General features: G+C 73.3%; 14 protein-coding genes. 6 read left to right on the forward strand and 8 right to left on the reverse strand.

What is annotated here, in order from left to right:
- Window positions 1–131: 131 nt before the first annotated feature.
- Window positions 132–4,856: a DEAD/DEAH box helicase gene (locus D7M15_RS22795; protein WP_206337409.1), complete on the reverse strand. Its 4,725-nt coding sequence runs from the start codon at window positions 4,854–4,856 to the stop codon at window positions 132–134.
- 91 nt (window positions 4,857–4,947) lie between these two features.
- On the opposite strand from D7M15_RS22795, the gene D7M15_RS22800 reads away from it, so the two are divergent.
- The 4 genes from D7M15_RS22800 (at window position 4,948) to recX (ending at window position 8,412) form a co-directional block, all read left to right on the forward strand.
- Entirely contained in the window at window positions 4,948–5,142 is a 195-nt protein-coding gene (locus D7M15_RS22800; protein ID WP_121519198.1) for a DUF3046 domain-containing protein, read from the forward strand.
- Window positions 5,143–5,185: 43 nt separating this feature from the next.
- Entirely contained in the window at window positions 5,186–6,406 is a 1,221-nt protein-coding gene (locus tag D7M15_RS22805) for an AI-2E family transporter (RefSeq protein WP_121519199.1), read from the forward strand.
- A 188-nt stretch (window positions 6,407–6,594) separates the two neighbouring features.
- Window positions 6,595–7,752 (forward strand): recombinase RecA, encoded by a 1,158-nt coding sequence (gene recA, locus D7M15_RS22810; RefSeq protein WP_121519200.1) that lies wholly within the window; start codon window positions 6,595–6,597, stop codon window positions 7,750–7,752.
- A gap of 3 nt (window positions 7,753–7,755) precedes the next feature.
- On the forward strand, window positions 7,756–8,412 hold the full coding sequence (gene recX, locus D7M15_RS22815; RefSeq protein ID WP_121519201.1) for a recombination regulator RecX: 657 nt from the start codon (window positions 7,756–7,758) through the stop codon (window positions 8,410–8,412).
- Between the two features lie 96 nt (window positions 8,413–8,508).
- Here the strand turns inward: recX and D7M15_RS22820 are convergent, their stop codons facing one another.
- From D7M15_RS22820 to D7M15_RS22840, 5 genes are all read right to left on the reverse strand, one after another.
- Window positions 8,509–10,104 carry an FAD-dependent monooxygenase gene (locus D7M15_RS22820; protein ID WP_121519202.1) on the reverse strand — a complete coding sequence of 532 codons (1,596 nt, stop codon included), beginning with the start codon at window positions 10,102–10,104 and terminating at the stop codon, window positions 8,509–8,511.
- A gap of 171 nt (window positions 10,105–10,275) precedes the next feature.
- The gene (locus D7M15_RS22825) at window positions 10,276–11,205 is read right to left on the reverse strand and encodes an amino acid ABC transporter permease (RefSeq protein WP_121519203.1); all 930 of its coding nucleotides are present in this window, start codon (window positions 11,203–11,205) and stop codon (window positions 10,276–10,278) included.
- Window positions 11,202–11,870, reverse strand: coding sequence for an amino acid ABC transporter permease (locus D7M15_RS22830; RefSeq protein ID WP_121519204.1), 669 nt, complete (start codon window positions 11,868–11,870; stop codon window positions 11,202–11,204). Before D7M15_RS22830 ends, D7M15_RS22825 begins: the two co-directional genes overlap by 4 nt.
- 79 nt (window positions 11,871–11,949) lie before the next feature.
- Window positions 11,950–12,774 (reverse strand): glutamate ABC transporter substrate-binding protein, encoded by an 825-nt coding sequence (locus tag D7M15_RS22835; protein WP_121519205.1) that lies wholly within the window; start codon window positions 12,772–12,774, stop codon window positions 11,950–11,952.
- Window positions 12,775–12,821: 47 nt separating this feature from the next.
- Entirely contained in the window at window positions 12,822–13,607 is a 786-nt protein-coding gene (locus D7M15_RS22840; protein WP_121519206.1) for an amino acid ABC transporter ATP-binding protein, read from the reverse strand.
- A 297-nt stretch (window positions 13,608–13,904) separates the two neighbouring features.
- Between D7M15_RS22840 and D7M15_RS22845 the strand changes: the two genes are divergently transcribed.
- Window positions 13,905–14,627, forward strand: coding sequence for a response regulator transcription factor (locus D7M15_RS22845; RefSeq protein ID WP_121519207.1), 723 nt, complete (start codon window positions 13,905–13,907; stop codon window positions 14,625–14,627).
- Between the two features lie 23 nt (window positions 14,628–14,650).
- Complete coding sequence (locus tag D7M15_RS22850; RefSeq protein WP_121519208.1) at window positions 14,651–16,072, forward strand: HAMP domain-containing sensor histidine kinase; 1,422 nt, start codon at window positions 14,651–14,653, stop codon at window positions 16,070–16,072.
- Window positions 16,073–16,105: 33 nt separating this feature from the next.
- Here D7M15_RS22850 and D7M15_RS22855 read toward each other — a convergent pair whose 3' ends face one another.
- Both D7M15_RS22855 and D7M15_RS22860 read right to left on the reverse strand, forming a co-directional pair.
- Window positions 16,106–19,147: a glycoside hydrolase family 38 C-terminal domain-containing protein gene (locus tag D7M15_RS22855; protein ID WP_121519209.1), complete on the reverse strand. Its 3,042-nt coding sequence runs from the start codon at window positions 19,145–19,147 to the stop codon at window positions 16,106–16,108.
- Window positions 19,148–19,344: 197 nt separating this feature from the next.
- The gene (locus D7M15_RS22860; RefSeq protein ID WP_121519210.1) at window positions 19,345–20,373 is read right to left on the reverse strand and encodes a TAXI family TRAP transporter solute-binding subunit; all 1,029 of its coding nucleotides are present in this window, start codon (window positions 20,371–20,373) and stop codon (window positions 19,345–19,347) included.
- Window positions 20,374–20,579: the final 206 nt, after the last annotated feature.

Consider the following 20,579-nt stretch of genomic DNA (forward strand, 5'->3'; position numbering starts at 1 on the left):
ATGATGCGGTACGTGCGGTGCCCGGCGTGGTGGTCGGTGCCGCGGCGCGGCGGCCCGGTCGTGGCACGTGGCGGTGGCGCGATGGTCCGGTGGCGGCGGTCGTACGGGAGGGCGGGACGCGCGCGCCGCCCTCAGGCCCGTATCCGCAGGCCGCGCGGCGTCGCGTGGAAGCCCGCCGCCTCCAGCGCCGCGGCGCACGGCGAGGTGAGCGCGGGGACGCCGTTGACGCGCTCCACGGTGACGCTGCCCAGCGCGCCGTCCCGCGCCGCGCGGGCCAGCGCCTCGGCGGCCGCGTCGACCCGGTCGCCGCCCTGCGTACCGGACTCCTCGCCCGGTCCGCCGTGCCACGCGAGGAGCGTCTTGCCGCCCCGCTCCACGTACAGCACCAGCTCCCCGTCGACCAGCACCACCAGCGCCCCCGCCTTGCGGCCCGGCTTGTGCGCCGCCCCCTGCGGCGGGTCGGGCCAGGGGAGGGCGGCGCCGTACGCGTTCGCCGGGTCGGCGGCCGCCAGCACCACGGGCCGTCCGGCCGGGCCGTCGGCCCCCCGGGCGGGCGCCCCGGACTCGCGCGCCTGGCTGACCGCGCGCAGCCGGTCCACGGCGCCGTCCATGGCGAACTGGGCCGCGCCCAGCCCCTCGACCACGTAACCCCGCCGGGCCTGGCCGTTCTCCTCGAACGCCGACAGCACCCGGTACGCGGCGGCGAAACCGCCCTCGACGCCCTCCGCCTGCACCGCGCCGCGGGTGACCACGCCGTGCCGGTCCAGCAGCGTACGGGCGAGGGCGTGCGCCCGGTGGGTCGGCTCGCCCTCCGGGGCGGGCAGCAGGGACCAGCGCCCGGCGACCGTCGGCGGCCCGTTGCGGGAGGCCGCCGCGGGGCGGACCGCGCCGGTCAGCGAGCCGTAGCGGCCGCGGGGCACCGTACGTCTCGCGCGGTGCGCGGTGGAGCCCGCCGTACGGCCGGAGCCCAGCAGTGAACGGAGCGGCGCGACCGTGTCGTTGGTGAGGCGGCCGGACCAGGCCAGGTCCCAGACCGCCTCGGCCAGCCCCGGATCGGTGGCCTCGGGGTGTGTGGCCCGCACCTGGTCGGCGATCTGCCGGAAGAAGAGACCGTAACCGCCGTGCAGGGCGTCGAGCACCGCCGTGTGCAGCGGCGACAGCTCCAGCGGGAGCGGCGGCGAGAGCAGCAGGGGCGCCGTGTCCGCGAGGTACAGGGAGAGCCAGCCGTCCTTGCCGGGCAGCGCGCCCGCACCGGCCCACAGCACCTCGCCGGAGACGGTGAGCTGGTCGAGCAGCTCCGGGGTGTAGTGCCGTACGCGGCCGGGCAGCACCAGCCGTTCCAGCGCGGAGGCGGGCACGGGCGCGCCCTGGAGCTGCTCGACGGCGCGCACCAGACCGTCCACGCCGTGCAGACCGCCGGTGTCCACCTGCTGCCAGCGGGGCAGGAACGCGGCCAACGCGGCGGGCGGCACGGGCTCCAGCTCCTCCCGCAGGACCGCCAGGGACCGGCGCCGCAGCCGCCTCAGCACGGCGGTGTCGCACCACTCCTGCGCCGTCCCCGAAGGGTCGAACTCGCCCTGGACGAGCCGCCCGGCCGCCGCCAGCCGGTGCAGCGCGCCGTCCGCGACGGCGGGCCCCAGGCCGAAGCGCTCGGCCACGGCCGCCGAGGCGAACGGGCCGTGCGTACGGGCGTACCGCGCGAGCAGGTCCCCGAGCGGATCGGCCACCGGCTCGGTGAACGCCTCCGGCACGCCGACGGGCAGCGCCACCCCCAGCGCGTCCCGCAACCGGCCCGCGTCCTCGATCGCCGCCCAGTGGTCACGGGACGCGATCCGCACCCGGATCGCGCGGCGCGCGCCCCGCAGCTCGTCGGCCCACCCCGGCTCCGCGCCCCGCGCGGCCAACTCCTCGTCGGTCAGGGGGCCCAGGACGCGCAGCAGGTCCGCGACGCCCTCGACGTCCTTGACGCGCCGCTCCTCGGTGCGCCACTGCAACTCGTCCGCCAGCCGCGCCAGGGCGTCGGCGTCCAGCAGTTCGCGCAGCTCCGCCCGGCCCAACAGCTCGGCGAGGAGCCGGGAGTCGAGCGACAGCGCGGCGGCGCGGCGCTCGGCCAGCGGGGAGTCGCCCTCGTACAGGTACTGCGCGACGTAGCCGAAGAGGAGCGAGCGGGCGAACGGCGACGGCTCTGGGGTCGTCACCTCGACGAGCCGGACCCGGCGCGACTCGATGTCGCCCATCAGCTCCGTCAGACCGGGCACGTCGAACACGTCCTGGAGGCACTCCCGCACCGCCTCCAGCACGATCGGGAACGAGCCGAACCCGCTCGTCACCTCCAACAGGTGCGCCGCCCGCTGGCGCTGCTGCCACAGCGGGGTGCGCTTGCCCGGATCGCGCCGGGGCAGCAGCAGCGCCCGCGCGGCGCACTCGCGGAAGCGCGCCGCGAACAGCGCCGAACCGCCCACCTGGTCCGTGACGACCTGGTCGACCTCGCCCTTGTCGAGCACCACGTCGGCCGCGCCGACCGGCGCCCGCTCCGCGTCGTACGCGCCGTCGCCACCCGTGCCGCCCACCTTTCCGTCCGGCAGGTCGGCGTCCAGCAGGTCGAGACCCAGCACGTCGGCGTCGGGCAGGCGCAGCACGATGCCGTCGTCGGCGTGCATGACCTGGGCGTCCAGGCCGTGCCGCTCGGTCAGCCGGGCGCCCAGGGCGAGCGCCCACGGGGCGTGCACCTGCGCGCCGAACGGGGAGTGGACGACGACGCGCCAGTCGCCCAGCTCGTCGCGGAAGCGCTCGACGACGATCGTGCGGTCGTCCGGGACGTGGCCGCAGGCGGCGCGCTGCTCGTCCAGATACGCCAGCGTGTTCCGTACGGCGCGCTCGTCCAGCCCCGCCGCGGCGAGCCGGTCGCGGGCCGCTTCCGCCGGGAGGCCGCCGACCTCGCGGAGGAACGCGCCGAGGGCGCGGCCCAGTTCGAGCGGGCGGCCCAGCTGGTCGCCCTTCCAGAAGGGCAGCCTGCCCGGCACCCCGGGCGCCGGGGTGACCAGGACCCGGTCGCGGGTGATGTCCTCGATCCGCCACGACGTGGTGCCGAGGGTGAAGACGTCGCCGACGCGCGACTCGTACACCATCTCCTCGTCCAGCTCACCGACCCGGCCGCCGCCCTTCTTCGGGTCGGCGCCCGCGAGGAAGACGCCGAACAGCCCCCTGTCCGGGATCGTGCCGCCGGACGTCACCGCCAGCCGCTGGGCACCGGGCCGCGCGCTCACCGTGTGCCCGACGCGGTCCCAGACGACGCGGGGGCGCAGCTCCGCGAAGGCGTCCGACGGGTACCGCCCGGCGAGCATGTCGAGCACCGAGGTGTACGCCGACTCCGGGAGCGCGGCGAACGGCGCGGCACGGCGTACGAGAGCCAGCAGCTCGTCGACGTCCCAGGTGTCCACGGCCGTCATGGCGACGAGCTGCTGCGCGAGCACGTCCAGCGGGTTCGCCGGGACGCGAAGGGACTCGATCGCGCCCTCCCGCATCCGCTCGGTGACGACGGCGGCCTGCACCAGGTCGCCCCGGTACTTGGGGAAGACCACCCCGGCTGAGACGGCGCCCACCTGGTGTCCGGCCCGGCCCACCCGTTGCAGCCCGGACGCGACGGAGGGCGGCGACTCGACCTGGATCACCAGGTCGACGGCGCCCATGTCGATGCCCAGCTCCAGGCTGGAGGTCGCGACCACGGCGGGCAGCCGCCCCGCCTTCAGGTCCTCCTCGACCTGCGCGCGCTGCTCCTTGGAGACGGAGCCGTGGTGCGCGCGGGCCAGCAGGGGAGGCGCGCCCCGGGCGGCGCCCGCCTCGGCCATCAGCTCGGCGGGGGAGTGGTGCTCGGGGAGGGGCTCGCCGGTGGCGCGTTCGTACGCGATCTCGTTCAGCCTGTTGCACAGGCGCTCCGCGAGCCGCCGGGAGTTGGCGAAGACGATCGTGGAACGGTGCGCCTGCACGAGGTCAGCGATGCGCTCCTCGACCGACGGCCAGATGGAGGGCCGGTCGGCGCCGCCGCCCGGGGCGCCGGTCTCCCGTGGGGCAGCGGCGGCGGAGGTGCCGCCACCTCCGTCCGGGTTGGCCATGTCGTCCACCGGCACGACCACCGACAGGTCGAACTCCTTGCCCGACGGCGGCTGTACGACCGTCGCGCGCCGCCGGGGCGAGAGGAAGCGGGCGACCTCGTCCACCGGGCGTACGGTCGCGGACAGGCCGATCCGGCGGGCGGGGCGGTCCAGCAGCTCGTCCAGCCGCTCCAGGGACAGCGCCAGGTGCGCGCCGCGCTTGGTCCCGGCGACGGCGTGCACCTCGTCGAGGATGAGCGTCTCCACGCCGGTCAGCGCCTCCCGGGCCGAGGAGGTCAGCATCAGGAACAGCGACTCGGGTGTGGTGATCAGGATGTCCGGCGGGCGGCGCGCGATCGACCGGCGCTCGGCGGCCGGGGTGTCCCCGGAGCGGATCGCGACCTGGATGTCGGGCTCCGGCAGGCCCAGCCGCACGGACTCCTGCCGGATGCCGGTCAGCGGGCTGCGCAGATTCCGTTCGACGTCGACGGCGAGCGCCTTCAGGGGCGACACGTACAGCACGCGGCAGCGCTTGAGCCGGTCGGCGGGCGGCGGCACCGAGGCCAACCGGTCCAGCGCGGCGAGGAACGCGGCGAGCGTCTTGCCGGAGCCGGTCGGCGCGACCACCAGCGCGTCGGACTCCTCGGCCAGCGCCCACCACGCGCCCTCCTGCGCGGCCGTGGGCGCGCGGAACGCCCCCGTGAACCACGCGCGGGTGGCGGGGGAGAACACGTCGAGCACCGGAGCCGACTTCCGCTGAGCCATGTCCCCATCGTGCACCCCGCCACTGACAGCGCCCGGACGGAGCGGCGGGCGCGGTGGTCTCCGCGCGGTACTGGCGCGGGATACTGGCGGCATGCGGTTGACGGTTTTCTGGCAGCGGATGGCGGACCACTTCGGCGAGGCGTACGCGGACTCGTTCGCCCGTGACCACGTGATGTCCGGGCTGGGGGGCCGTACGGTGCGCGAGGCGCTCGACGCGGGGTGGGCGGCGAAGGACGTGTGGCGTGTGGTGTGCGACGTGATGGACGTACCCGCGCACAAGAGGTGAGCCGTTCACCGTAACTTTTACGGACATACGGGACAATCCCCGGATGTCAGCAACAGTGGAACGGGCGACCGCGGACGGCGTCGACCTCCCCGCACCCCCGCCGGAACGGCCTGCCACTCACGGTGAACCGCCCGCCATCCGTGCCGGGATGCCGGAGTGGCTGCCCCGCGCTATGGTCCTCGGGCTCGCGCTGCTGGGCTGCTTCCAGCTGGTGGGCTGGGCGTTCGACCGGCTGGTGGGATTGCTGCTCAACGTGCTGATCGCGTTCTTCCTCGCCCTCGCCATGGAGCCCGCCGTCGACTGGCTGGCCGCGCGGGGGGTGCGCCGGGGAGCCGGTACGGGGCTGGTCTTCCTGGGGGTGGCGACGGCGGTGGCCGGGTTCCTCGCGGCGCTCGGCTCCGTACTGGCCGACCAGGTCACGCTCATCGCCGACAACCTCCCGGCGTACGTGGACCACCTGGTGCGCCAGGTCAACGCCACCTTCCACACCCGCCTGGACGCAGAGCGGGTACGCGCCGGAGTGCTGCACTCCGACTGGCTGCGCGAGTACGTGCAGCGGAACGCGGACAGCGTCTGGGGGCTCTCGGCCACCGTCCTGGGCGGCGTCTTCCAACTGCTGACCGTCGCGCTGTTCGCCTTCTACCTCACCGCCGACGGGCCGCGCCTGCGGCGCGCGCTCTGCTCGGTGCTGCCGCCCGCGCGGCAGGCCGAGGTGCTGCGGGCGTGGGAGATCGCCGTCGCGAAGACGGGCGGCTACCTGTACTCGCGCGGACTGATGGCCCTCGTCTCCGCGCTGGCGCACTACGTGTTCCTGGAACTGCTCGGGGTGCCGTACGCCCCGGCGCTGGCCGTATGGGTGGGAGTCGTCTCGCAGTTCGTGCCCACCGTCGGCACGTATCTCGCGGGGGCGCTGCCGGTGCTGCTCGCGTTCACGGTGGACCCCTGGTCGGCGGTGTGGGTGATCTGCTTCGTCGTGCTCTACCAGCAGTTCGAGAACTACGTGCTCCAGCCCCGGGTCACCGCGATGACCGTGGACATCCATCCCGCGGTCGCCTTCGGTTCGGTGATCGCGGGCACCGCGCTGATGGGGGTGGTGGGGGCGCTGATCGCGGTGCCGGCGACGGCGACGCTCCAGGGTTTCCTGGGGGCGTACGTGAAGCGGTACGACGTCACGGACCCGCGGGTGCACGGGCGGCCGAGGCGGTCGGGACGCCCGGAGGGGCGCCGTGCGCGGCGGTGGAATTCGTCCCCGGACTCGCCCTGAACTCAGCCTGAACTCGGCTTTCTTGACTTATCCACAGGGTTCGGGAGTCACTTGACACGGAAATCGAACAACCATTCTTATGGAGGTGCCGGAGCGGTCCGGGGGAAGGCTCGGGCCGATTGTCAGTGGCAGGCGCTAGCGTCTTGGACGTGAAGCGATCGAATCAAGCAAGCAACCGGGTGGCACCCATGGCAGGAACCGACCGCGAGAAGGCGCTCGACGCCGCGCTCGCACAGATTGAGCGGCAGTTCGGCAAGGGCGCCGTGATGCGCCTGGGCGAGCGGCCGAACGAACCCATCGAGGTGATCCCCACCGGCTCGACCGCGCTGGACGTGGCGCTCGGCGTCGGCGGTCTCCCGCGCGGGCGGGTGGTGGAGGTGTACGGGCCGGAGTCGTCCGGTAAGACGACCCTCACGCTGCACGCGGTGGCGAACGCCCAACGGGCGGGAGGCACCGTCGCGTTCGTGGACGCGGAGCACGCGCTCGACCCCGAGTACGCCAGGAACCTCGGCGTGGACGTGGACTCGCTGATCCTGTCCCAGCCGGACAACGGCGAGCAGGCGCTGGAGATCGTGGACATGCTGATCCGGTCCGGCGCCCTGGATCTGATCATCATCGACTCGGTCGCCGCGCTCGTGCCGCGGGCGGAGATCGAGGGGGAGATGGGCGACTCCCACGTCGGCCTCCAGGCGCGGCTGATGAGCCAGGCGCTGCGGAAGATCGCCGGAGCGCTCAGCCACTCCAAGACCACCGCGGTCTTCATCAACCAGCTCCGCGAGAAGGTCGGCGTGATGTTCGGCTCGCCGGAGACCACGACGGGCGGCAAGGCGCTGAAGTTCTACGCCTCGGTGCGCCTCGACATCCGGCGCATCGAGACCCTGAAGGACGGCACGGACGCGGTCGGCAACCGCACCCGGGTCAAGGTCGTCAAGAACAAGGTGGCCCCGCCCTTCAAGCAGGCCGAGTTCGACATCCTCTACGGCCAGGGCATCAGCCGTGAGGGCGGCCTGATCGACATGGGCGTCGAGCACGGCTTCATCCGCAAGTCCGGCGCCTGGTACACCTACGAGGGCGACCAGCTGGGCCAGGGCAAGGAGAACTCCCGCAACTTCCTCCGGGACAACCCCGACCTGGCCAACGAGATCGAGAAGAAGATCAAGGAGAAGCTGGGCATCGGGGCGAAGCCGGAGCAGCCGACGGCGGAGCCGGGCGCGGACGCGGCCGGAGCGGCGGCACCCGTCGCGGGCGGCGCGGCCGGTGCGGGTGGTCAGGCGACGGCGGACAAGGCCGATCCGGCTCCGGCGGCCAAGGGGAAGGCCACCAAGGCCGCCGCGGCCAAGAGCTGACCCGTGACACGGCGCAGCGACTGGCCGGACCAGGACTCCGGGACGGGCACCGGCCCGGAGTCGTACGCGGCGTCCGGGAGGACGTCCGGAAGAAGGAGAGACGGCGGTGGTCCCGCTTCGTCGAGGGCCGAGGCGGGGCCACCGCGCACACCGAAGGACCCGGGGGAGCGGGCACGGGCCATCTGCCTGCGGCTGCTGACGGGCGCGCCCCGCACCCGCGGCCAGTTGGCGGCGGCGCTCGGGAAGCGGGAGATCCCGCCGGAGGTCGCGGAGGAGGTGCTGGACCGGTTCGAGGAGGCAGGGCTGATCGACGACGCCGCCTTCGCCGACGCCTGGGTCGAGTCCCGGCACCACAGCCGGGGCCTCGCCCGTCAGGCACTCGCCCGCGAGCTGCGGACGAAGGGCGTCGACGCCACGGTGATCGACACGGCGATCGGGCAGCTCCAGCCGGAGCAGGAGGCGGAGACGGCGCGTGCCCTGGTCGACCGCAAGCTCCGTGCCACGCGCGGACTCGACCGGGACAAGCGGGTGCGTCGGCTCGCGTCGATGCTGGCCCGCAAGGGGTACTCGGAGGGTCTGGCGCTCCGTGTGGTCCGGCAGGCGTTGGAGGAGGAGGGGGAGGACCCGGAGGGGCTGGACCAGCACCTCCCCGACATCTGACGCGCGGACGGCGGACGACCGGACCGGCGGAGGACGGCCCGCACGGAATCCCGTACGCCTTCCCCCGGGCCCCGGGCCCCGGCTCCCGGCCCCCGGTCAGCGGCGCGACCGGCGGACCTCCACCGGGTGCTCGGCCAACCCCCGTACGGCGTCGGCGCAGGCGCGCAGGTCGGCCGTACGGGCTCCCGGCAGCGTCGCCACCAGGTGGCCGTCCGGACGCACCACCACGACCGTGTGGGCGGCCGCGCCGGGGTAGTCCTCGGTGACCAGCAGATCGGTGCGCAGCGGTAACGCCTCGACGGCCGCAGCCAGTTCGGGCATCAGCCCGGCCGACATCCAGTGCCGGCTGTCCCAGACGCCGGTGCCGGGGGCGACGAGCACGACGACCAGCTCGCCGCCGTGGCCGCCCAGCCGGTCGCGCAGCCGTCCGGCTGTCCCGTCCAGCGCGGTGACCGGTACGTCGTGGACGGCGGCGCCCGGCGGCGTGCCCGTCGGCGGCACGGCCGCGGTCGGGCCCCCGTAGGCGAGCGGCGAGCGCCCGTACACCGGCGGCGCCCCCAGCGGCCCGCGCCCCAGGTGCCCGTCCGTCAGCAGCGCGAGCGGGCCGCGCGCACCGCCCCCGGGCAGCAGCGTGCGGACACCGCCCCCGCGCCGTACGACGGGCAGCGCCTGGTCCACGGCCCGCAGCCGCGAGCCGACGGCGCGGCGCCGCTCCGCCTCGTAGCTGTCGAGCAGCCGCTCGGTGCCGCCCGTGTGTCCGTCGTGCCACGCCAGGGCCAGCTTCCAGGACAGGTTGGCGGCGTCCCGCAGCCCCTCGTCGACGGACTGCGCCCCCAGCGCGCCGACCAGGTGCGCCGCGTCCCCGGCCAGAAAGGCGCGCCCGGAGCGCCAGCTGCGGGCGAGGCGCTGGTGCGAGGTGTGGACGCCGGTGTCCAGCAGCTCGTACGACGGGGGCGCCCCGTCGTCCCCCCGTACGCGGTGCCAGTCGGTCAGGGTGTCGTGCACCCACGCCAACAGCTGGTCGGGCGTGACGAGTTCACCGCGCGGCGGCAGCAGCCAGTCCAGCCGCCACAGCCCGTCCGCCAGCGGACGCGCCGTCACCTCCGTGCCGTCGGCGCCCGACTCCCGGTGCAGCAGCGCCTCGTCGTCCCAGGGGAGCCGGGTGCGCAGGGCGGCCACCGCGTGCCGTTCCACCGCCGTACGGCCGGTGAAGCGGATGCCGAGCAGCTTCCGCACCGTCGAGCGGGCGCCGTCGCAGCCCACCAGGTAACTGCCGCGGCACCAGGCGCCGTTGCCCTCGCGCATGCGGACGCGGACGCCGTCCGCGTCCTGCTCCAGCTCGTCCACGTGGCTGCCCGGCACGAGGCGTACCAGCCGCTCCCGTGCCAGGGCCGCGCGGAGCGCCCCCGTCAGCCGGTGCTGCTCGACGTGCAGCGGCGACGTCGTGTCGTCCAGCTCCACACGGTCCACCAGGCGGCGCCGCCGCTCCGCGCGCCAGCCGCGCCAGCGCGTGCCGCCGACCGGCGGCAGCAGCGCCGCCGTGTCGGGCCGGAGCACGCACGTGCGTGCCGCACGCCGCTCCACCCGCCCGTCTCCGGCGTCCAGCACTATGGAGGGAACGGAATGGCGCGCGAGCGCCAGCGCCAGCGTGAGCCCCACCGGGCCCGCGCCGACGATGATCACCGGGTCCACGGCAGGGGGACCTCGCAGTTCTCACGATCCGTAGGAGAGCGGGGAGTTGGGGCGGTGGGAGGCCGGTGCACGATCACAGAACGTATGCAACCCACTGCCCGTTCCCCCGTCAAGCGACGGACGAACGGGCAGCGGGTTGCGAGGGATTCCGCCAGTGCGGCGGGAGGCGCGTCAGCCGGTCTTGCCAGCTCCGCCCGGACCGCCCGCGGCGTCGACCCCGGGCGCGTCCACGCCCGCGGTGTCGCCCGGCCCGGCGGCCACCACGGCGCCGGTGGACTTCTTGCCCCGCCGTACGCGGCCCTCGACCCAGCTGGCGAGGGTCGTGAGGAGCGCGTTGAGCAGGATGTAGATCAGCGCGACGACGGTGAAGGCGGCGATGGTGTTCGCGCCGTAGTTCGCGGTGATCTCCCGCACCTGGCCCAGGAGTTCGTCGAAGCCGAGCAGGGCGCCGCCGAGCGCGGTGTCCTTCACGATGACGACGAGCTGGCTGACGAGCGCGGGCAGCATGGCGGTGACGGCCTGCGGCAGCAGCACGTACAGCATCAGCTGCCCCTTGCGCATGCCGATGGCCTTCGCCGCGTCGGTCTGCCCGTACGGGAGGGACAGCACGCCCGCCCGTACGATCTCCGCGATGACCGCCGCGTTGTAGAGCACGAGGCCGGTGATGACCGCGTACAGCGGGCGCATCTCGGACTCGATGGTGCTGTACTCGGCGTACGCCTGGTTCGCGAACACCATCATCAGCAGCACCGGGATGGCGCGGAAGAACTCCACGACGGCGCCCGCGGGAATCCGTACCCACTTGTGCTCGGAGAGCCGCCCGATGCCGAACAGCGCGCCCAGCGGCAGCGCGATGGCGATCGAGAGGAACGCCGCCTTCAGGGTGTTGAGCAGCCCCGGGATGAGGTACGTCGTCCACACCCGGCCGTCCTCGACGAACGGCTTCCACTTCTCCCCGGCCAGCTGGTCCTTGTCCGCCATCTCGGACAGGACCCACCACGCGATCAACGCGAAGACGGCGACGAACGCCACGGTGTAGAGCCAGTTGCGCACCTTGGCGCGCGGCCCGGGGGCGTCGTACAGGACGGACAGGTCACTCATCGCTTCACCGCCACGCGCTTGCTCACCCAGCCGAGCAGCAGCCCGGCGGGAAGGGTGAGGAGGATGAACCCGAAGGCGAACACGGCGAAGACGAGGAAGATGACGTCACTCTCGTTCTCGACCATCTCCTTCATCAGCAGCGCCGCCTCGGCCACACCGATCGCCGCCGCCACCGTGGTGTTCTTGGTGAGGGCGATCAGCACGTTCGCGAGCGGCGCCACCACCGAGCGGAACGCCTGCGGCAGCACGATGAGGGTCAGCACCTGGAAGAAGCCCAGCCCCAGCGCCCGCGCCGCCTCGGCCTGGCCCACGGGCACGGTGTTGATGCCGGAACGCAGGGACTCGCAGACGAAGCTGGCGTGGTACGCGATGAGACCGAGGACGGCCAGCTTGAAGCTGATGTCCTTGGAGGTGCCGCCGCCCAGTTCGATGCCGAGGGTCTGGTAGAGGCCCAGGGAGGTGGCCACGATGATGACCGTCAGCGGGGTGTTCCGCACGGTGTTGATGTAGAGGGTGCCGAACGCCCGCATCACCGGCACCGGGCTCACACGCATGGCGGCGAGCGCGGTGCCCCAGACCAGGGACCCGACCGCCGAGTACAGGGTGAGCTGGATCGTCACCCAGAACGCTTCCCACACGTCGTACTGATCAAGAAAGTCGAACACGTTCTCCCGCGCTCTCGCCTCGTTGGATGGGAGTGGCGTGCCGTCCGGACGGGACGGCACGCCACCCTGCCATCAGCTGTCAGCTGGTTTCCGTGATCTTCGGCGCCTTGTCGTACTGGTAGTTGGCGGGCCCGAAGTGCTTCTTCGCCGCCTTGTCCCAGGAGCCGTCCTCGACCATCTTGGTGATCGCGTCGTTGATGTCCTTCTGCATGTCCTTGTCGCCCTTCTTGAGGCCGACGCCGTAGGGCTCGTCGCTCAGGCTGAGCCCGGCGAGCTTGAACTTGCCCTGGTGCTCCTTCTGGGCGGCGAAGCCCGCGAGGATCGAGTCGTCGGTGGTGAGGGCGTCCGCGGCCTTGTTCTCCAGGCCGGTGAGGCACTCCGAGTAGCCGCCGTACTCCTGGAGGTCGGCCTTGGGCGCGAACTCCTTCTTCACGTTCTGCGCGGAGGTCGAGCCGGTGACCGAGCACAGCTTCAGGTCACTGGTGTTGAGGTCCTTCTCGTTGCTCACCGAGTTGTCGTCCTTGCGGACGAGCAGGTCCTGGTGCGCCATGAAGTACGGGCCGGCGAAGTCGACCTTCTCCTTGCGCTCCGGGGTGATGGAGTAGGTGGCCGCGATGAAGTCCACGTCGCCGTTCGAGATCAGGTTCTCGCGCTCGGCGCTGGGGGCTTCCTTCCACTTGATGTCGGCTTCCTCGACGCCCATCTCCTTGGCGATGTACGTGGCGACGTCGACGTCGAAGCCCTCGTACTTGCCGTCGGGGGTCTTCAGCCCGAGACCCGGCTGGTCGAACTTGATGCCGATGGTGAGCCCGTCGTCATCGCCGGAGTTGCTGCCGCACGCGGTGCCGGTGAGAGCGAGCGTGAGCGCGGCGGCGGCCGCCAGACTGGCTTTGCGGAGATTCATGGTGAGCTTCCCTGTGATCGTGGGTGGTCCGTGGTCCGTGGCCGGGCTCAGTGGTGAAGGATCTTCGACAGGAAGTCCTTCGCACGGTCGCTGCGCGGATTGCTGAAGAACTGGTCGGGAGTAGCCTCCTCGACGATCCGACCGTCCGCCATGAAAACCACACGGTTCGCAGCCGAACGTGCGAAGCCCATCTCGTGGGTGACGACGATCATCGTCATCCCGTCCCGCGCCAACTGCTGCATGACCTCGAGGACTTCGTTGATCATCTCGGGGTCGAGAGCCGAGGTCGGCTCGTCGAACAGCATCACCTTGGGGTCCATGGCCAGCGCGCGGGCGATGGCCACGCGCTGCTGCTGGCCGCCGGAGAGCTGAGCGGGGTACTTGTCGGCCTGGTTCGCGACGCCCACGCGGTCGAGCAGGGCGCGTGCCTTCTGCTCGGCCTGCTGCTTGTCGGTCTTGCGGACCTTGAGCTGGCCGAGCATGACGTTGTCGAGCACCGTCTTGTGCGCGAACAGGTTGAACGACTGGAAGACCATGCCCACGTCGGCGCGCAGCCGGGCCAGTTCCTTGCCCTCGGCGGGCAGCGGCTTGCCGTCGATCGCGATGTGCCCGGAGTCGACGGTCTCCAGCCGGTTGATGGTGCGGCACAGCGTGGACTTGCCGGAACCGGACGGTCCGATGACGACCACGACCTCGCCCCGGGCGATCGTCAGGTCGATGTCCTGGAGCACGTGCAACGCACCGAAGTGCTTGTTGACGTTGTCCAGGACGACCAGGCCGCTCGGTGCCGGTTCCGGCCGTCCGGCGTCCTTGGTCACCGATACATTGCTCATCGGCCGCAGCTCCGTCCTCGTCGGTTGCGAGGACCCTAGTGAGCCCCCGCCACCAGCGTCATTACATCTGAGGGGAAATTGAGCATAACGATCCGGTCGCAGCGGGGCACACTCGGTGAGTCGGGTGCGGGGACGCGCGGCGGGGCGCGTACCGGCTGCATAACGGAAGTCGCGGGGCCTCCGTGGCCCCTTGACGCGTCCCGGGTCGATCCGCGTGGATGCAGAGTCGGCCCGCGTGCGGGAAGCGCAAGCGTAGCGGCACGGCGTACCGGCCGCGCCGGAGGGGGAGGGCACGTAGTGAGACTGCTGCTGGTCGAGGACGACGAGCGGGTCGCCGGTGCGCTCTCCGCCGTGCTGGAGCGGCACGGCTTCACCGTGGTGCACGCCCGTGACGGCGAGGAGGCCCTGCGGCAGCTGCTGCCCGGCGACGCGGCCGCGCCCTTCGGCGTGGTGCTGCTGGACCTCGGGCTGCCCGGCCAGGACGGGTTCGAGGTGTGCGGGCGCATCCGGAAGCTGTCGTCCGTCCCGGTGATCATGGTGACGGCCCGCGCGGACGTCCGTTCCCGTATCCACGGCCTGAACCTCGGCGCCGACGACTACGTGGTGAAGCCCTACGACACCGGCGAGCTGCTCGCCCGTATCCACGCCGTCAGCCGGCGCACCGTGCCGTCGGACGAGGCTCCCGCGGAGGACGCCGGGACGGGCGGCGCCCCGGCCGCCACGGTGCTGCGGATGGGGGACGTGGCGATAGAGCTGCCCACCCGGCAGGTCTGCGTGGGCGGCCTGCCCGTGTCGCTGACGCGCAAGGAGTTCGACCTGCTGGCGCTCCTCGCGCAGCGGCCCGGTGTCGTCTTCCGGCGGGAGCAGATCATCAGCGAGGTGTGGCGTACGAGCTGGGAGGGCACCGGGCGGACGCTGGAGGTCCATGTGGCGTCGCTCCGGTCCAAGCTGGGGCTGCCCGCGCTGATCGAGACCGTACGGGGTGTGGGCTACCGGCTCGTCGCCCCGGCCGACGCGTAACCCCGTACGGACGGAACGTTCCCGTGCGCGCCCGACTCCTCCCGCTCCTCCTCCTGCTCTTCGCCGGGGTGCCCCTCGCCCTCGGCCTGCTGCTGGCGGTCAGCCTCGCCTCGGCGGAGCAGCAGAACGTCGTCGTCGACCGCATCGACGACACCGCGCGCTTCGCGTCGCTCGCGCAGTTCGTCACCGCGCGCAGCGAGCCGGGCGAGCGGCTGGCCACGCTCCGCCGTGAACTCCAGCGCTACCACGACCTGTACGGCGTCCGCGCCGGTGTCTTCTACCGCGACGGCCAGACCATGGCGGCGGCCCCCCAGGGCTGGCACGTGTCCACCTCGGGCGCGGGGGAGGAGGCGTTCATGGAGGCGCTGGCGGGGCGCCGCAGCCACGACCCGAAGCAGGTCTGGCCGTGGCAGCGGGGCCGTATCGTCGTCGCCTCCCCGGTGATCCGCGACGGCGACGTGGCCGCCGTCGTCTACACCGACTCGCCCACCGGGCAGCTGCGTTCCCGCATCCTGCACGGCTGGCTGCCGATCGCGGCGGGGGAGGCGGCGGCGCTGCTGCTCGCGGTGGCGGCGGCGTTCCTGCTGACGCGCTGGGTGCTGCGGCCCGTCGGGACCCTGGACCGGGCGGCGCACGAGATCGCCACGGGCGAGTTCAAGTCACGTGTCGCGGCGTCCGGCGGCCCGCCGGAACTCCAGCGCCTGGCGGGCTCGTTCAACGAGATGGCCGACCACGTCGAGGACGTGCTGGAGCAGCAGCGCGCCTTCGTGGCCGACGCCTCGCACCAGCTGCGGAACCCGCTGTCGGCGCTGCTGCTGCGGATCGAGCTGCTCGGCCTGGAGCTGCCGGAGGGCAACCAGGAGGTGGCGTCCGTACGGGCCGAGGGCAAGCGGCTGGCGCAGGTGCTCGACGACCTGCTGGACCTGGCGTTGGCCGAGCACTCCCCGGCGGACGTGCGGCTCACCGACGTCGCGGCGCTCGCGGCGGAACGGGTCGCCTCCTGGCAGCCGGTCGCGGAGCAGGGCGGGGTGGAGCTGCGGTCGGAGGGCGCGGCGGCCGTCACGGGCTGGGCGGACCCGGTGGCGCTGTCCAGCGCGCTGGACGCGGTCGTCGACAACGCCGTGAAGTTCACCCCGGAGGGCGGTCGGGTGACCGTCGAGGCGGCGGCGCGCGGCGCGCACGTGACGGTGGACGTCGCGGACGGCGGGCCGGGGCTGACGGAGGAGGAGCTGGCGCGGGTCGGCGACCGGTTCTGGCGCAGCAGCCGGCACCAGAACGTCTCGGGCTCGGGTCTCGGCCTGTCCATCACGCGCGCGCTGCTCGCGGCGGGCGGCGGCCGGGTGTCCTTCGCGCCGAACAGCCCGCACGGCCTGCGCGTCACCCTCACCGTGCCGCGCGACGGGCCCCCCGTACCGCCCGGGGACGCGGAGTCCCCGGCGCGGTGACGGAGGGCCCGTCGGCCGTTCCGGCGGGCGCCGTCAGCGCGCCGGGGTGAGCCGCAGCGTGAGGATCTGGAACGGGCGCAGCACGACGCCCACCGCCCCGTCCGCCGCCGGTTCCGGTACGGCGGCGGTGTCCTCCAGCGGGCGTTCCAGCAGGTCCACCACGGCCGCCGAGGCCAGCTCGAAGCCCGCGGTGACGGTCGTACGGGCGCGGCTGCCGCGCGACTCGTAGAGCCGTACGATCACGTCGCCGCCGCGGTCCTCCGCCAGCTTGACCGCTTCCGCGACGACCTGGTCGCCGGCCACGGAGACGAGCGGCGCGACGGGGTCGCCGCCGCCGGTCACGGCGCGTTCCGGCAGGTTGATCCAGTGGCCCTCGCGGACGGCGTCGCCGACGGTCGCGCCCGGCACCAGGGCGTAGCGCAGCCGGTGCGTGCCCTGGTCGGTCTCCGGGTCCGGGTAGCGGGGGGCGCGCAGCAGGGACAGCCGGACGGTGGTGGTCTGGCCGCCGTCGGGGCGTACGTCGCGGGTGACGTCGTGCCCGTACGTCGAGTCGTTGACGACGGCGACGCCCCAGTCCGGTTCCTCGACGTGGAGCCAGCGGTGCGCGCAGATCTCGAACTTGGCGGCGTCCCACGACGTGTTCGTGTGCGTCGCCCGGAACACGTGCCCGAACTGCGTCTCCGACGCGGACCGTTCGGCCTTCACGTCCAGCGGGAAGGCCGCCTTGAGGAACTTCTCGCTCTCCTGCCAGTCGACCTCCGTGTCCAGGTCCAGCGCGCGGGCGCCCGCGCGCAGCGTCAGCCGCTGCACGACGGACGACGCGCCGAACGTACGGGTGGCCCGTACGGTCACCGCGTCCGGCCCGTCGGCGGTCAGCGCGACCTCGTCGGCGTCGGTCAGGTCGGTGACGCTGTGCCGGTAGAACGCGTCGACGTCCCAGGCGTCCCAGTGGTTGGGGAAGTCCGGGTGCACCTGGAGGAGGTTCGCGGCGTGCCCCGGCGCGACGGACTCGCGGTCGCCCGCCAGGTCGTACGCGGACACCACCAGGCCGCGCGCGTCGACCTCCACCCGCAGCAGACCGTTGGTGAGGACCCAGCCGCCGCCGTCCCGGTCGGTGACCGTCACGGCGGTGTCGTCCGCGCGGGGGGACCGTACGGCCGCGCCTCCGCCCGGGACGCCGCCGCGGGCGTGCGGCGCGCCGTTGAACACGACCTCCGTGTCGCCCTCGCCCGCCAGCGCGCGCTGGGCGGAGTCGATGACGTCCTCCAGCTCGGCGCGTACGCGGGCGTACGTCTCGCGCGCCTCGCGGTGCACCCAGGCGATCGACGAGCCCGGCAGGATGTCGTGGAACTGGTGCAGCAGCACCGTCTTCCACAGCTCCTCCAGCCGCTCGTACGGGTACGCGTGACCCGCGACCCGTACCGCCGCGGTCGCCGCCCACAGCTCCGCCTCGCGCAGCAGGGACTCGCTGTGCCGGTTGCCCTGCTTGGTCTTGGCCTGCGAGGTGTACGTGCCGCGGTGCAGCTCCAGGTACAACTCCCCGGCCCACACGGGCGCGTCCGGGTACTCCGCGTGCGCCTTCTCGAAGAACTCCGACGGCTTCTCCACCGTCACCCGCGGCGACCCCTCCAGGTCGCGCAGCCGCTCCGCGCGCGCCAGCATCTCGCGGGTGGAGCCGCCGCCCCCGTCACCGTGCCCGAAGGGCGCGAGGGAGCGCGAACCGGCGCCCTTGTCGCGGTAGTTGCGCGCGGCGTGCGCCATCTCCCGGCCGCTCAGGTCGGAGTTGTACGTGTCCACCGGCGGGAAGTGCGTGAACACCCGGGTGCCGTCGATGCCCTCCCACCAGAACGTGTGGTGCGGGAACGCGTTCGTCTGGCTCCAGGAGATCTTCTGCGTCAGGAACCACTTCGCGCCCGCCAGCGTCACGATCTGCGGCATCGCCGCCGTGTAGCCGAAGGTGTCCGGCAGCCACACCTCCCTGGTGTCGATCCCGAACTCGTCCAGGAAGAACTTCTTCCCGTAGAGGAACTGCCGGGCCATGGCCTCGCCGCCGACCATGTTCGTGTCCGACTCGACCCACATGCCGCCCACGGGCACGAACTGCCCGTCCGCGACCTTCCGCTTGACCTTGGCGTACACCTCCGGCCGGTGCTCCTTGATCCACGCCAGCTGCTGCGCCTGCGACATGGCGAACACGAACTCCGGATGGTCGTCCATCAGGTTCACCATGTTCGACGCGGTGCGCGCGACCTTCCGTACGGTCTCCCGCAGCGGCCACAGCCACGCCGAGTCGATGTGCGCGTGCCCGACCGCGCTGATCCTGTGCGCGGACGCGCGCGCGGGCGCCGACAGCACCCCGGTCAGGCAGGCGCGGGCCGCCGCGGCGCTGCCCGGGACGTCGCCCAGGTCGACGGCGTCCAGGGCGCGTTCGACGGCGCGCAGCAGCTCCCAGCGGCGCGCGTCCTCCAGCGGCAGCTCCCGCATCAGCCCGTCCGCGACCTCCAGGTCCTGGACCAGCTCCCAGACCTCCGTCTCGAAGACGGCCAGGTCCATGCGGCCCAGCCGGTAGAGCGGCCGGTCGTGGGCGGTGAGCCGGTCGCCCTGGTAGGTGGGCGTCTGCGGGGTGTTGAGGATCGGGTTGGCGGCGGCCTCGACGTACAGCTCCACCGTCTCGCCGCCGGTGGCGGGCCGCGCGATCCGCACCCAGTCGTTGCGCGGGTTGAGGGCCTTCACCGCCTCGCCGTCCGCGCGGTAGACGAGCCCCTCGCACTGGAAGCCGGGCATGTTCCGGTCGAAGCCCAGGTCGAGCACGGCCTCCACGGTGCGGCCCGCCCACTCGGCGGGCACCTCGCCGGTCAGCCGGAACCACGTCGTGCCCCAGGCCGGACCCCACTCCTCCCCGGCCGCGCCGGGCCCGTACGTCGCGGCGAGGCCCTCGGCCACGGGTACGGGCTCGCCGGGCGCCTCCCAGCGCTCGACGGTGAGCGGCACGGCGGAGCCGTGGACCGCGGGGCGTACGCGCTCGTCCAGGACGCGGCGCAGCCGGTCTTCGACAATGCTGTGGTCGTCGTGCATCTCGGCGACTCCCTCGGTGGGCGACTCGGAGGACCTCCGACATCGATATCACCCCCTCCGACCGGGCGTCTTCCCCGCAGGGCAGGTTGTTTGCCGGTACCCGCGTCCCGTGCACACGGGGTCGCCCGCCGGTCACCGGAGGGTCATCCGGCGGGCAGGCGGCGGGGCGGGCGTACGTACGGGCGCGGGCGTACGGTTCAGGGCTTGACGGCGCGGTAGTAGCGCTCCGCCCCGGTGTGCAGCGGCAGCGGGTCGGTGTAGATCGCCGTGCGCAGGTCGACCTTCTGGGCGGCGTGCACCTCGTTGCCGATCTGGTCCCGGCTGTTGATCAGCGAGCGCGTCACCGCCTCCGCGACCTCAGGGTCCGTACGGTCCGTGGTGACCAGCAGGTTCGACACCGCGACGGTGTCCACGGGCTCGCCCTGCTGCACGTCCGGGTACGCGTCGGCGGGCATCACCGCCGGGCGGTAGTACCGCGTCTCGGGCTCCATGCGCTGCAACCTCGGTACGAGGTCGCCCAGTTGCACGAGCCGGATGCGGGTGTGCCGGGCCAGCTGCTCGATCGCCGACGTGGGCAGCCCGCCGGTCCACAGGAACGCGTCCAGCTCGCCCTTCGCCAGCAGGGACGGCATCCGGTCGATGCCGATCGCCTCCTCGCGCAGGTCCCGTTCGCGGTCCAGCCCGGCGGCCCTGAGCAGCCGCCCCGCCACCAGGTTCACGCCGGAGCGGGCCTCGCCCGTGCCGACGCGCAGCCCGCGCAGGTCGCGCGCGCTGCGTACGGGGGAGTCGGCGGGGACGACGAGCTGCACGTAGTCGTCGTACAGCCGCGCGCACGCCGACAGGCGCTCCGCGCCCTCGCCGCCGCTGTCGAGGTAGTCGGCGACGGCGTCGGACTGGGCGATGGTGAAGTCGGCCTTGCCGGAGACCAGCATCTCGATGTTCTCGACGGAGCCCTCGCTGGCCCGCAGCCCCAGGTCGAGGTCCGGCGCGTCCCGGCCGAGGCGCTGCTGGAGGAGGGTGCCGTAGCGCGCGTAGACGCCCGTGGGCACGCCCGTCGCGAAGGTGACGTTCCCGCTGGGCGCCGGATCGGACGACGGCAGCAGCCACCACAGCAGCAGCCCCAGCACCACCGCGACGGCGCCCGCCGCCCGTACCGCGCGCCGGCGTACGAGCGCGCGCGCACCGCGTACGGCGCCGGAGCCGTACGGGACTTCGGGTCGGACCATGCGCACGATCCTGCCAGTCCCGGCGCGGAACGGGCAGCCGTCAGCGGCACAAGGGCGCGCACGGGCGTGTGCCGGAACGGTGCGACTCGGCGCGTGTGCGGGGCGGCGCGGAGGCGCCGGGTGAGAAGCGTGACGGGGTACGGGAGTTGCCCGTGGTGTCGTTGTTGCCCGTGTGGGTGACACCGGGGGTGGCCGGAACCAGCGGG

This window comes from Streptomyces sp. Z26, assembly GCF_003665095.1.
GTDB lineage: Bacteria > Actinomycetota > Actinomycetes > Streptomycetales > Streptomycetaceae > Streptomyces > Streptomyces phytohabitans.

Bases quoted from the DNA above. Each gene is read 5' to 3' on its own strand.
- D7M15_RS22795 (WP_206337409.1), bottom strand. From the start codon at position 4,856: ATGGCTCAGCGGAAGTCGGCTCCGGTGCTCGACGTGTTCTCCCCCGCC.
- D7M15_RS22800 (WP_121519198.1), top strand. From the start codon at position 4,948: ATGCGGTTGACGGTTTTCTGGCAGCGGATGGCGGACCACTTCGGCGAG.
- D7M15_RS22805 (WP_121519199.1), top strand. From the start codon at position 5,186: ATGTCAGCAACAGTGGAACGGGCGACCGCGGACGGCGTCGACCTCCCC.
- recA (WP_121519200.1), top strand. From the start codon at position 6,595: ATGGCAGGAACCGACCGCGAGAAGGCGCTCGACGCCGCGCTCGCACAG.
- D7M15_RS22825 (WP_121519203.1), bottom strand. From the start codon at position 11,205: ATGAGTGACCTGTCCGTCCTGTACGACGCCCCCGGGCCGCGCGCCAAG.
- D7M15_RS22835 (WP_121519205.1), bottom strand. From the start codon at position 12,774: ATGAATCTCCGCAAAGCCAGTCTGGCGGCCGCCGCCGCGCTCACGCTC.
- D7M15_RS22840 (WP_121519206.1), bottom strand. From the start codon at position 13,607: ATGAGCAATGTATCGGTGACCAAGGACGCCGGACGGCCGGAACCGGCA.
- D7M15_RS22855 (WP_121519209.1), bottom strand. From the start codon at position 19,147: ATGCACGACGACCACAGCATTGTCGAAGACCGGCTGCGCCGCGTCCTG.
- D7M15_RS22860 (WP_121519210.1), bottom strand. From the start codon at position 20,373: ATGGTCCGACCCGAAGTCCCGTACGGCTCCGGCGCCGTACGCGGTGCG.